Source organism: Candidatus Pelagibacter sp. Uisw_090 (assembly GCF_047717845.1).
GTDB lineage: Bacteria > Pseudomonadota > Alphaproteobacteria > Pelagibacterales > Pelagibacteraceae > Pelagibacter.
In genome coordinates, this window is record NZ_CP159810.1 from 48,371 (window position 1) to 60,648 (window position 12,278).

Annotated in this window: 11 protein-coding genes and 1 tRNA gene; 6 read left to right on the plus strand and 6 right to left on the minus strand. The window is 27.2% G+C overall.

Translation table 11 applies throughout. From position 1 onward, the window contains the following. The 3 genes from lepA (at nt 1) to ABXT58_RS00220 (ending at nt 2,931) form a co-directional block, all read left to right on the plus strand. Complete coding sequence (gene lepA, locus ABXT58_RS00210) at nt 1-1,809, plus strand: translation elongation factor 4 (RefSeq protein WP_415304074.1); 1,809 nt, start codon at nt 1-3, stop codon at nt 1,807-1,809. Nucleotides 1,810-1,840: 31 nt separating this feature from the next. Beyond that, a complete protein-coding gene (locus ABXT58_RS00215) occupies nt 1,841-2,842 on the plus strand; it encodes a hypothetical protein (RefSeq protein WP_415304075.1) in 1,002 nt (333 codons plus the stop codon). Continuing rightward, nucleotides 2,842-2,931: transfer RNA gene (locus ABXT58_RS00220), tRNA-Ser, on the plus strand. The genes ABXT58_RS00215 and ABXT58_RS00220 overlap by 1 nt, the downstream gene beginning before the upstream one ends. 19 nt (nt 2,932-2,950) lie before the next feature. Here ABXT58_RS00220 and ABXT58_RS00225 read toward each other — a convergent pair. Then, a complete protein-coding gene (locus ABXT58_RS00225; RefSeq protein WP_415304940.1) occupies nt 2,951-3,646 on the minus strand; it encodes a sulfotransferase family 2 domain-containing protein in 696 nt (231 codons plus the stop codon). A 107-nt stretch (nt 3,647-3,753) separates the two neighbouring features. Here ABXT58_RS00225 and ABXT58_RS00230 point away from each other — a divergent pair, with 107 nt between their 5' ends. Further along, nucleotides 3,754-5,805, plus strand: a complete 2,052-nt coding sequence (locus ABXT58_RS00230) for a DNA gyrase subunit B (RefSeq protein ID WP_415304076.1) — start codon at nt 3,754-3,756, stop codon at nt 5,803-5,805. A 2-nt stretch (nt 5,806-5,807) separates the two neighbouring features. Then, nucleotides 5,808-7,088, plus strand: a complete 1,281-nt coding sequence (locus ABXT58_RS00235; protein ID WP_415304077.1) for an ActS/PrrB/RegB family redox-sensitive histidine kinase — start codon at nt 5,808-5,810, stop codon at nt 7,086-7,088. On the opposite strand, the gene ABXT58_RS00240 is transcribed toward ABXT58_RS00235, so the two are convergent. Genes ABXT58_RS00240 through ABXT58_RS00250 form a run of 3 tightly spaced genes read right to left on the minus strand, consistent with a single transcriptional unit; the run spans nt 7,085 to nt 10,385 of the window. Next, entirely contained in the window at nt 7,085-8,893 is a 1,809-nt protein-coding gene (locus ABXT58_RS00240) for a cobaltochelatase CobT-related protein (protein WP_415304078.1), read from the minus strand. The genes ABXT58_RS00235 and ABXT58_RS00240 overlap by 4 nt on opposite strands. Continuing rightward, a complete protein-coding gene (gene cobS, locus ABXT58_RS00245) occupies nt 8,894-9,868 on the minus strand; it encodes a cobaltochelatase subunit CobS (protein WP_415304079.1) in 975 nt (324 codons plus the stop codon). Continuing rightward, nucleotides 9,858-10,385 (minus strand): J domain-containing protein, encoded by a 528-nt coding sequence (locus tag ABXT58_RS00250; RefSeq protein ID WP_415304080.1) that lies wholly within the window; start codon nt 10,383-10,385, stop codon nt 9,858-9,860. The genes cobS and ABXT58_RS00250 overlap by 11 nt, the downstream gene beginning before the upstream one ends. 25 nt (nt 10,386-10,410) lie before the next feature. Here ABXT58_RS00250 and ABXT58_RS00255 point away from each other — a divergent pair, with 25 nt between their 5' ends. After that, a complete protein-coding gene (locus tag ABXT58_RS00255; RefSeq protein ID WP_415304081.1) occupies nt 10,411-10,671 on the plus strand; it encodes a BolA/IbaG family iron-sulfur metabolism protein in 261 nt (86 codons plus the stop codon). Here ABXT58_RS00255 and aroB read toward each other — a convergent pair. Further along, nucleotides 10,660-11,766, minus strand: coding sequence for a 3-dehydroquinate synthase (gene aroB / locus ABXT58_RS00260; protein ID WP_415304082.1), 1,107 nt, complete (start codon nt 11,764-11,766; stop codon nt 10,660-10,662). The genes ABXT58_RS00255 and aroB overlap by 12 nt on opposite strands. After that, on the minus strand, nt 11,753-12,265 hold the full coding sequence (locus tag ABXT58_RS00265) for a shikimate kinase (protein WP_415304083.1): 513 nt from the start codon (nt 12,263-12,265) through the stop codon (nt 11,753-11,755). Before ABXT58_RS00265 ends, aroB begins: the two co-directional genes overlap by 14 nt. Between the last annotated feature and the right edge of the window lie 13 nt (nt 12,266-12,278).

Genomic DNA, 12,278 nt, shown 5'->3' on the forward strand with positions numbered 1-12,278 from the left:
ATGACAAAAATTGATCATATTAGAAACTTTGCAATTATTGCCCATATAGACCATGGTAAATCAACGATAGCAGATAGAATAATTCACAGATGTGGTGGCCTCACAGAAAGGGAAATGAAAGCGCAAGTTTTAGATTCAATGGATATTGAGAGAGAAAGAGGAATAACTATTAAAGCTCAAACTGTTAAACTTAATTATAAAGCAAAAGATGGCAAAGAGTATATTCTAAACATTATTGATACTCCAGGACACGTAGATTTTAGTTATGAAGTTAGTAGATCTTTATATGCTTGTGAAGGATCTATTTTAATTGTTGATAGCACTCAAGGAGTAGAAGCACAAACATTGGCTAATGTTTATCAAGCTTTAGATACTAAGCATGAAATAGTTCCTGTTTTAAACAAAGTTGATTTACCAGCATCAGATTTAGAAAAAACAAAGCAACAAATAGAAGATGTCATCGGTATTGATACTGAAAATGCTATACCTTGTTCTGGAAAAACAGGCGAAGGTATAGAAGATATTTTAGAACAAATTATTGTATCTTTGCCAGCTCCAGAAGGAAAAAAAGATTCGAATTTAAAATGTTTATTAGTTGATAGTTGGTATGACACTTATTTAGGAGTCGTTATTTTAGTTAGAGTTATTGATGGAAAAATTTCAAAAAATATGAAGATAAAAATGATGTCTACTAACCAAGAGTATATAATTGAAAAAGTAGGTGTATTTACACCAAAAGCAACAGATATTAATGAATTAAATGCTGGAGAAATTGGTTTTATAATAACAGGAATAAAAATTTTATCAGAAACAAAAGTTGGAGATACTATTTGTGATGCAGGTAAACCCCTTCAAGAGGCACTCCCAGGATTTAAACCAAGCAAGCCAGTTGTATTTTGTGGATTGTTTCCGGTGGATAGTTCTGAATATCAGAAGTTAAAAGATGGTTTGGGCAAACTTCAATTAAATGATGCTAGTTTTTCATATGAAGCAGAATCCTCTTCTGCTTTAGGGCTAGGTTTTAGGTGTGGGTTTTTAGGTTTACTTCATCTAGAAATTATTACAGAAAGATTAGAAAGAGAATTTGATATAAATTTATTAACTACAACACCTGGTGTTGTTTATAAAGTTCACATGAACAAAGGTGAGGTAATAGAGTTGCAAAACCCTTCAAGCTTACCAGAACCTACATTAATTAATTATATTGAGGAACCTTGGATTAAAGCTACAGTCATTACTCCAGATCAATATCTGGGAGCAATTATAAAAGTTTGCCAAGATAAAAGAGGAGTACAAACTAATTTAAGTTACTCTGGAAATAGAGCAGTTTTAAACTATGAAATTCCTTTAAATGAAGTCGTGTTTGACTTTAACGATAGACTAAAATCGATGACAAGTGGATACGCTAGCTTTGATTATGAAATTATTGGCCACAGAGAAGGAGATTTAGTGAAACTTGGAATACTTGTAAATGCTGAACCAGTAGACGCATTATCAATGATGGTACATAAAGATTTTGCACAAACAGTTGGAAGAGAAGTTTGTGAAAAATTAAGAGATTTAATTCCACGGCATAACTTCATGATCCCAGTACAGGCGGCGATTGGTGGAAAAATTATAGCGAGAGAAACCATTAAGGGTTTTAAAAAAGATGTGTTAACCAAAATTCATGGAGGTGGCGCTAGAGATAGAAAAAGAAAATTATTAGATAAGCAGAAAAAAGGTAAAGCTAGAGGAAAGCAGTTTGGAAAAGTTGAAATACCTCAAGAAGCTTTTATTGGTGTCTTAAAAATTAATAAAGATAGCTAAATAAACCTAAATAATCTTTTAAATTAAAAAAATGAAGAAAATAAAAACAGCAATAGTAGATCTTAATTGTCCTATTGGACATGTTAATTTAATTAATTTTTATGTAAAAAATCTAAAAAAAAATACAAGTTTATTAGTTTTAAATAAAAGTATTAAAAAAATCTTAAAGTACAATGCAGCCTTATATCTCAATTATAATGTAAATTTTCTTAAAAAAATCTATACCTTTTTTAATCTCTATAATTTGTTGATTAATAATAAAATTAACCAAGTCATTTTTTTATCATATGATCCTATATATTTTTTATTTTTTACCAAAATATTAATAAAAAAAAAAATTAAAATATATCTAATTGAACATGATACATTAAATAAAAAAAAATATATAAAATTTATATGTAATAAATTTATTGATAAAAGAACTGTAAGATTAGTTTATAATCATGAAAAAAAAGTTTTTGTTGTCAAAAACTTCAAAACGAGAGTTTATATAATAGATCATCCATTATTAAAGGATACTAGGTTTGTTAAAAAAATTTATTCTAATGAATACAAAAAATTCAAAAAAACTATTGTTAATAATAAGTACATCAAAATTTTAGTACCAACGAGATATTATATTGATCAAAAATCTTTTTATTTATTTATTAAAAATTTTTCTGAAAAAACTTATTTCATAGCTTTTTCTAAAAGAATTAAAATACAAATTGATAATTTATTTGTTTTGAAAAATCTTAAATCGAACATGATTAAATATATGGATTATATTTACCTTCCAAACAATAATAAAGTTTATGACACAAGAATATCAAGTTGGGTTTACACCGCAATAGCATATAATAAAAAAGTTATTTTAGAAAAATCAATTTCAAGTAATTATGAGAAAAAAAGATTTCCAAATTTTATAATTGAGGCAAAAAAATTTAAGTTAAAAAAGCCAAAAAAAATGCATATTTTAATGCATAGAAGATTTATATTTAAGTATAATAGCAACACTATTATTAGATTAAAAAAAATTATATTTAAAACTTAGGAGGGATGGCTGAGCGGTTTAAAGCGCACGCTTGGAAAGTGTGTGTACTTTTAAAGGTACCCAGGGTTCGAATCCCTGTCCCTCCGCCATACATTATTTTAAATTAATTTATTTTAACTTCCTGTAAGCAAAAGTATTATAATCTTCTTTGTGATGTGAATTAAGCACCAATTTTTCTAAAACTTTTAACTCACTATCAGTAAACTTTTTTTTTACACTTTTGTTTACATGTATCTGTTCAAATTTTATATTATATAAATTACAAAATTTTTTTAGATCATGTTTATAATTTTCAAACCGTAGCAAGTAACTTGGTTTTATAAATTTTTGATCAATTTTAAAATAATGGGTCTGGTTATTAAAATTTTCAATAAAATGTTTAAAATTACTTAATGAAAATTTAGGCATCTTATTTTTATAAAATTTATGACTAAATAAGAAAAAATTAAATCTTTTTTTAGTAAAATGATTTATTTTTCTAATAAAAAAATTTGGATGCAAACTTCGATCTTGCATGAAATATGCTGATATCAATCTATCGAGAGGGTTCCTTATCACTGTAATTATTTTGAATTTTTTAAATTTTACACCTAATAAATTTTTATAGTCAGATAGATTTTGATGTTTGTTTAAAGTGTACTTTCCTTTAATCTCAAAGGTTTCTAAACCATCACTATATCCATTATGTTTATAAATTTTTTCAACAGTATATTTTTGAAAAACATGACTAAGGCTATTTCCTCCTGTTTTTTCAATATGGACAAATAAAAGTTTTTTTTTTCTAAAATCACTAAAACGTTTAATATAATATTATTTTTATAAATGAACTCATATTTTTATGAATTAAAGTATATAAAATTGCACTCATATAATATAATAAATGCTCATTATATAATAATAATTCTTAAAATATGAAAAATAACTACCAAGCAGACTCAATTAAAGTTCTAAAAGGACTTGAGGCAGTAAAAAAAAGACCAGGAATGTATATTGGTGACACTGATGATGGAACTGGTTTGCATCACATGGTTTATGAAGTTGTAGATAACTCAATAGACGAAGCTTTAGCTGGACACTGTAAAAATATAGAAGTTAAAATAAATTCTGATGGAACCATTACCGTTAGAGATGATGGTAGAGGAATACCGGTTGATATGCATAAGGGCGAAAAAATGTCTGCAGCAGAAGTTATTATGACACAACTTCATGCTGGTGGAAAATTTGACCATGATTCATATAAGGTGTCAGGTGGATTACATGGAGTAGGAGTTTCAGTTGTAAATGCATTATCAGAAAAACTAAAATTAGAAATAGATAGAGATGGAAATAGATATTTTATAGAATTTAAAGATGGGGCTTCAAAAGCTCCACTTAAAGTTATAGGAAAATCAAAAGAAACGGGCACTCAAATAACATTTTTGCCATCAAAAGAAATATTTTCTTCAATAAAATTTACTCCAAATATAATTATTAAAAGAATGCGTGAGCTAGCTTTTTTGAATAAAGGAATAAAGATAACGGTTAATGACTTAAATCACAAAAAAGAAAAAATAATAGTATTCAAATTTGATGGTGGTGTTTTAGAGTTTGTTGATTTTTTAGATGAAAAAAGAGAAAAACTTATAAACAAAACTGGAAATAATTTATTTAAAAAACCAATTTATATTGAAGGTAAAAAAGATAATATTGAAATTGAATGTTCTTTAAAGTGGAATGCAAGCTATGGTGAGGATATTTATCCGTATACTAATAATATTTACCAAAAAGATGGTGGTACTCACTTACTAGGATTTCGGAGTGCATTAACGAGAGTAATTAATAAATATGCAACAGAGCATAATTTATTAAAAAAAAACAAATTAACAATATCAGGTGACGACATTAAGGAAGGTCTTACTTGTGTTATTTCAGCAAAAATACCTGATCCAAAATTTTCCTCTCAAACAAAGGATAAGTTAGTTTCATCTGAGGTTAGAATGATTGTAGAAAGCATAGTTAGTGAAAAATTATCAATATGGTTTGATCAAAATCCAACTACGTCGAAAATTATCCTAGGAAAAGTAATGCAGGCAGCGCTTGCAAGAGATGTGGCCAGAAAGGCTAGAGAAAATGTTAGAAGAAAAGGTGCTTTAGAATTAAGTGGCTTACCTGGAAAACTAGCTGACTGCCAAATAGGAAAACAAGAAGGAACAGAATTATTTATAGTTGAAGGAGATTCTGCGGGTGGTTCAGCAAAACAGGGTAGAAACAGGTCAAATCAAGCAGTTTTACCACTAAGAGGAAAAATTCTTAATACTTATGTTGAGGAAGTTGCTCTTAAAAAAAATAGCAACAGAGATGGCAGTGAACACAGAACAAAATCGTTAGCTAAAATGATGTCATCTAATGAAGTTGTCACTTTAATCAATGCCCTTGGTCTTGACCCAAAAGTGGAAGATATAGATTTAAAAGATTTAAGATATGGAAAAATTATTATCATGACTGATGCCGATGTTGATGGATCTCATATTAGAGCTTTATTGTTAACATTTTTTAACAATAAGCCGTTTAATAAATTAATTGAAAATGGACATGTCTATCTTGCTCAACCACCATTATTTAAAATTAATAAAGGAACAAAAGGAATTTATATAAAAGACGAAAGTGAATTAGAAAATTATATTTTAAAAAATAATAAAGAATTACAAAAATTTAAAAAAGGAACTAAAGAATTCTCTAAAGCCTATGAAGAAGAAAAATCTAGAATGAGTATTCAAAGGTTCAAGGGATTAGGAGAAATGAATCCAGAAGAATTATGGAGCACTACCCTAGATCCTGAGACAAGAAACCTATTACAAGTTCAATATTCAAAAGATTTAAAAAAAGACCAACATCTTATTCACACCTTGATGGGTAATGACGTTGCTTTAAGAAAAGATTTTATTGTCTCTAACGCAATTAATGTTCAAAATTTAGATATCTAACTATGAAGTTTTTTGAAACTTCAAAATATTTTTCATTAAAAAAATCTACATACATTAATCTAAGATGGATAGCTATTATTGGTCAGCTAATAACAGTAAACTTGATTTATTTTATTTTAGATTTTAAATCAGATTTAATTTTAGAAAATTCAATAATTTTACTTGGAATACTAAGTAATCTTTATTTAATTTATATTAATAGAAATACACAATTATTAGACAAAACAGCATTTTTTTTTTTATTAATTGATATTTTATTGTTAAGTGGCTTAATTTATTTAACAGGAGGAATTGCAAACCCTTTCTCAATTTTTTTGATAATTCCAAGTCTTTTGTCATCGTTATATTTAGGATATAGGAATAACATTTTATTAGTTAGCATAACTATTTTAATAATTATTTTTCTTACTTTTTATAATCAACCGCTACCTCACCCAGTTAGCGAGCATTTTCATGTTGATAATTATTATTACTACTCAATGCCCATCTCATTAATTATTGCTTTAATTTTTTTAAACCATTTTTCTTTAAGTTTCGGCAAAGAATCTAGAATTCGGAAAGAGGCTCTAAATAAAATGGAGGAAATTATGTCAAAAGAACATGAGCTCTTGTCACTTGGTGGTCAAGCAGCTGCTGCAGCACACTCTTTAGGCACTCCATTTTCTACAATAAAAATTATATCCTCAGATTTATTAAAACAATTTAAAGATAATCCTGAAGTTAAAAAAGATATAGATCTATTAATGAGCCAAATAGAAAGATGTGGTGAAATACTAAAAAAACTAACATTAAACCCTACTGTAGAAGATGATTTTTTAGATAAAGATTTTACTATAGCTGATTATATAAGTGAAATTGTAAAATCTTTTAAAGAAACTAGTAAAAAAAATTTTATTATAAACTTTGATCAATATTCTAATTCATTAAATATTATTAAATCTATTGAGATTGTTTATGGATTAAGAAATTTTATTGGGAATGCAAATAAATTTTCAAAAAGTAAAGTTTTTATAAATGTAAAAAGTGATAACGATATAACAGAAGTTATTATTGAAGATGATGGCGAAGGATATCCTAAAGATGTGTTAAGAAATATTGGTGAACCATATATTAAATCATATAAATCATCTATAAAATCAAAATCAGGCTTAGGTCTTGGTATCTTCATAGGCAAAACTTTACTTGAGAAAAATTATGCAAATATTTTATGTAGAAATTCACAAACAAGAAGAGGTGCAGAAGTTAATATTAAATGGAACAATAAAGATCTTTTAAATCTTTAGTGTAATTTTTTTTTATTCTCAAATAATCCACTTAGTTGAGAAATCATTACATCCCCAAGCTCATGTACATCTGTTATCTTAATAGCCTTATCGTAATATCTAGAAACATCATGACCAATACCTATTGCTAAAATTTCGACATCACTTTTAGTTTCTATAAATTTGACCATTTTTTTTAAATGTTTTTCTAGAAAATCACCTGAATTAACTGACAAAGTAGAATCATCTACTGGTGCACCATCTGAAATGACCATTAAGATTTTTCTCTCCTCTTTTCTTTTTTTAATTCTGTTGTAAGCCCAGGATATAGCTTCTCCATCTATATTTTCTTTTAATAATCCTTCCTTAAGCATTAAACCTATATTATTTTTAGCTTGTCTCCAGTGAGTATCTGCTCCTTTGTATATTATGTGTCTTAAGTCATTAAGTCTTCCAGGGTTTTTCGGCTTGTCAGTTTTAGTCCAAGCCTCTCTACTTTTCCCACCTTTCCAGTTTTTGGTGGTAAAACCTAATACCTCGACCTTCACTGAACACCTTTCCAAGGTTCTTGATAATATATCCGCACAAAGAGCCGCAATTGTTATAGGACGACCACGCATTGATCCTGAATTATCAATCAACAAAGTTACTATAGTATCTTTAAAATCAAGATCTTTTTCTTTCATAAATGATAGCGAATTATAAGGGTCCATAATAATTCTGGTTAATTTAGAGCTATCTAATAAACCTTCTTCTAAATCAAATTCCCAAGCCCTATTTTGTTTTGCAAGTAGTTGCCTTTGTAATTTATTTGCAAGTTTTGTTATTAGATCTTGGAAACCAATAAGCTGTTGATCTAAATTTTTTCTTAATCTCTGTGTTTCTTTTATATCTTCTAAGATTTCAGCTTTTGCAATTTCATCAAATTCAGTTGTAAAAACTTTATATTCTTGATCTGTATTTTTTGAATTAGTTTTTTGTATTACATTTTCTGTGCTCTCCTTAAGAGATTCAGAATCTTCTAGCTGTTCATTCATTTGCTGGTCGCTAAGATCAAAACTTGCATCTATACTTGTCTGAGATTCATCCTGTTTATTTTCATCTTCTTTTCCGTCCGATTGATTTTCATCATTATTTTCTGACTTATTTTCTTGTTCGTTATCTTTCTCATCATCATCTTTGTTATTTTCATCATTATTTGAATTAGAAACATCCATATTTTCAAGAATTTCTGAAAATTTTAAACTGTAGTTATTTTGATCCTTTAAATTTTTATTTAAAAAATCCAAATGTTTATCAATAGAAGAAGTAAAATCTTTTTCCCAAAAACTTAACATTTTTGATGAGATAGCATTAAGTTCTAAGTTGAAAAACTTTTTTAACATATAAAACTCAAAAGCCTCTGTTACAGGAACATCTTCTTTATTTTTTAATTGATCTTTACGAACTGAAGCTATTTTTTGATTATAATTTTCACTTAAATTTTTTTCAACACCTCTAAGCATTTTCCCACCCAAAACTTCATATCTAATTTTTTCAGCAATATTGTATAGAGATTTACATGAAGGATTATTAGGTAAATTTTTATTGAACACTTCTTTATTGGAAAATTTCTTTTTAAGCGCGCCTGAATCTGTTTCCGCTCTTAATCTGATAAAATCACTTTTATTTGATAAATTTGTGACATCAAAAAAATCTATTTTCTTTGAATTTAGACTTTTATCAATTTTTTTGATATCTAGCTTATAATCTTCAGAAATTACTTTTGCAGTAGAGATTAGAGCTTGTTTAAATTGTTCTTTAAAATTATCTTCTTTATTACTCATTTAAATCTGAATATTCACCATCGACTCTGGTAACTCGTCACCAAAACATCTCTGATAATATTCAGCTATAGTATTCTTTTCGATATCGTCACATTTGTTTAAGAATGTAACTCTAAAGGCATAACCAGTATCTTTGAAAATTTCTGCATTTTCCGCCCAATGCAGTACAGTTCTAGGGCTCATAACTGTAGAAATATCTCCTGCTATAAAACCTTTTCTAGTTAAAGAGGCTACTTTAATCATATTGGATACTTTTTCTTTACCCTTAGGATTGTTCAAATTCTTATTTTTTGCTAAAACAATTTCCATTTCTCTATCAAGGCTTAGGTAATTTAAAGATGTAACAATGTTCCATCTATCCATTTGTCCTTGATTTATTTGTTGTGTACCATGATATAGTCCTGTTGTGTCGCCTAATCCAACTGTATTAGAGGTTGCAAATAATCTAAAAAATTTATTTTGTTTTATAACTTTATTTTTATCTAAAAGAGTAAAATTTCCTTCAGCCTCCAACACTCTTTGAATAACAAACATTACATCTGGTCTTCCAGCATCATATTCATCAAAAACAAGGGCAACAGGATTTTGAATGGACCAAGGTAAAATACCTTCTTTAAATTCTGTAATTTGTTTCCCCTCTTTAACAACAATTGCATCTTTACCAATAAGGTCAATTCTACTTACATGGCTGTCGAGATTTACTCTAATGCAGGGCCAGTTTAATCTTGCAGCAATTTGTTCGATATGTGTTGACTTGCCAGTTCCATGATATCCTTGAACTAAAACTCTCTTATTAAAAGCAAATCCAGATATAATTGCAAGTGTAGTATCTCTGTCAAATTTGTAATTTTTATCTATTTCAGGCACGTACTCACTTTTTTTTGAGAACGCGTCAACCTCCATATCTGAATCAATTCCAAAACTTTGTTTTAAAGACATTTTAATGTCTGGTTGTATATTTAAATTAAGTGTCAATTTTTTCCCTATAAGTATTTTTTAGCTGAGTATAAGCTAAAGTAATTAATTTGAGTTTTTCTTCATATTCTTTATTTCCTAAATTAATATCAGGGTGAAATTTTTTGACAAGAGTTTTGAATTTATCTTGTATTTGTTCCCATTTTAAACCTACTGAAGCGCCCAGAATACTAAAAGCTTTAATATCATTCGCATCAAATTTAAATTGATTCATATGATTATATTCACCTCTAAGTTTAGTCTTATCAAACTCATCTTTTAAAGTGTTGTTCCAAAGAACTTTAAAAAAATTATCTGAAGAACTAAAGCTTTGAGTGGGCTTATGCCAAGTCATATCTGACTTTAAAAAATCAAATACTTGTTCATCATCCATTCCTTTAAAGTAATTCCAATTTTTATTAAATTCTTTAACGTGAGCTAAGCAAAGCAGTCTGTAGCTTTTACTATTATCTTTTTCAATTGGCGCCTTATATTCACCAATTTCAAAGCAATTATTCCAGTCACAAATATTTTTCATGTTATATAATAATAAAATAATACTTATGAATATAAATGAATTAATTGCAATTGTTAAAAATAAGCTTGAAGCAGAAATTGTTATTCAAGATCTTAAAATTGAGGATAAAAGTTTTTTACATAAAAATCATAAAGGTCACCAAGAAGGAAAATTTCATATAAAACTAATAATAAATTCAGATGAACTTACTAAAACAAGCAAGATAGTCTCTACTAAAAGAATCTATAGTATTTTATACTTGGAATTAAAAGAACATATTCACTCAATTCAAATATTACTTAGTTAACTCTTTTCTTAAAAAAAGATTAATTTTTTTTTCATCAAATTGTAGTTTATATATTGGAGAGCCAATTTTTTTAAGTAAGACCAAGTTTACTTTATTGGTATTATTTTTTTTGTCTTTTTTCATAAAAGATAAAATTTTATTTAAGTTTCTTATAGAAAAGAATTTATTGATATTTCTTGGAAGACTTAATTTATTTAAATGATTTTCAATTAATTTAAATTCTTTAATATTTAGAATATTATTTGATAAACTAAATTTTGCAGCTGTTTTAATACCCAGTATAACTGCTTCCCCATGATTAAGTTTTTTTGAATATCCGAGTGTTGCTTCATAAGCATGTGCAAATGTATGTCCAAAATTTAAAATTTTTCTTATACCCATTTCTTTTTCATCGTTTTCAACAACTTTTTTTTTAATAGAGCAGCTTTTGAAAATTGCCCTCTCTATTAAAGGACTCTTAAGATTTAAAATTTGAGAACCATTAACATCTAAAAAAGAAAAAAACTTTTTATCTGCAATTATAGCATGTTTTAAAATTTCTCCATAGCCACATATAATTTCTCTCTTGGGTAGAGACTTTAAAAAAATAATATCAGAAATAACTAAACTAGGTTGGTAGAATGCACCAATTAGATTTTTGCCGTATTTGCTATTTATTCCTGTCTTTCCTCCAATTGAAGAGTCTACTTGGGACAATAAAGTAGTAGGTATATTAATAAATTTTAAGCCTCTCTTAAACATACTGGCTGCAAAACCAGATACATCTCCAGTGATACCGCCACCAATAGAAATTACGCAATCATTTCTGTTAAAGTTTTTACTTAGCAGTATAGATAAAATATTATTAATACTTTTTTGATTTTTATTTTTTTCACTAGAATTAAAATAATGAAGAGATATTTTTTTTTTAGGTAAAGAATTTAAGACTTTATCTATTAACTTTTTAGGTACATTTTTATCAGCGATAACAAGACATTGATTAAAATTAATCAAATTTTCTTTTAAAATCAACTTAAGTTTGTTTAAAATATTATTTCCTATAAAAATTGGATATTTTTGATTTCCAGTTTTTACATGTAGTTTAATTAAGCTCATAAATTTTTATAATTTTTTTTACTATTTCAGTTTTTGTAAGTTTATTACAGTTTATTTTAAATTGTGCATTTGAGTATATTTTTGATCTATCTTTAATCATTGTTCTTATTTCCTGATCTGTTGATTTAAATACAAGAGGTCTTGTTTTACTATCCTTAATTCTTTTAATTAAAATTGATTCATCCCAACTCAACCAAAATGAAAAATGATTAGCAAGAATTTCTTTTCTAATTTTAGTACTAATAAATCCACCGCCACCAAGAGAAATAACATTTTTAATTGTTTTTAAACATTTGAGTGTTATCTTTTCCTCTAAATTCCTGAAATAATTTTCACCTTTACTTTGAAATATTTCTGTAACACTCATACCAGCATTCTCTACAATCAAACTGTCTATATCAATAAATGGAAGATCTAATTTCTTGGAAATTAATTTGCCAATAGAAGATTTTCCAGACCCCATCATGCCCAAAAAAACGAGGTTTTTATTTGAATTCATAAGCTTTCTTTAT

What these genes read in the sequence shown, in the direction of transcription:
- ABXT58_RS00255 (WP_415304081.1), top strand. Translation starts at nt 10,411, where the DNA reads ATGAATATAAATGAATTAATTGCAATTGTTAAAAATAAGCTTGAAGCA.
- ABXT58_RS00235 (WP_415304077.1), top strand. Translation starts at nt 5,808, where the DNA reads ATGAAGTTTTTTGAAACTTCAAAATATTTTTCATTAAAAAAATCTACA.
- aroB (WP_415304082.1), bottom strand. Translation starts at nt 11,766, where the DNA reads ATGAGCTTAATTAAACTACATGTAAAAACTGGAAATCAAAAATATCCA.
- ABXT58_RS00230 (WP_415304076.1), top strand. Translation starts at nt 3,754, where the DNA reads ATGAAAAATAACTACCAAGCAGACTCAATTAAAGTTCTAAAAGGACTT.
- ABXT58_RS00215 (WP_415304075.1), top strand. Translation starts at nt 1,841, where the DNA reads ATGAAGAAAATAAAAACAGCAATAGTAGATCTTAATTGTCCTATTGGA.
- ABXT58_RS00240 (WP_415304078.1), bottom strand. Translation starts at nt 8,893, where the DNA reads ATGAGTAATAAAGAAGATAATTTTAAAGAACAATTTAAACAAGCTCTA.
- lepA (WP_415304074.1), top strand. Translation starts at nt 1, where the DNA reads ATGACAAAAATTGATCATATTAGAAACTTTGCAATTATTGCCCATATA.
- ABXT58_RS00250 (WP_415304080.1), bottom strand. Translation starts at nt 10,385, where the DNA reads ATGAAAAATATTTGTGACTGGAATAATTGCTTTGAAATTGGTGAATAT.
- ABXT58_RS00265 (WP_415304083.1), bottom strand. Translation starts at nt 12,265, where the DNA reads ATGAATTCAAATAAAAACCTCGTTTTTTTGGGCATGATGGGGTCTGGA.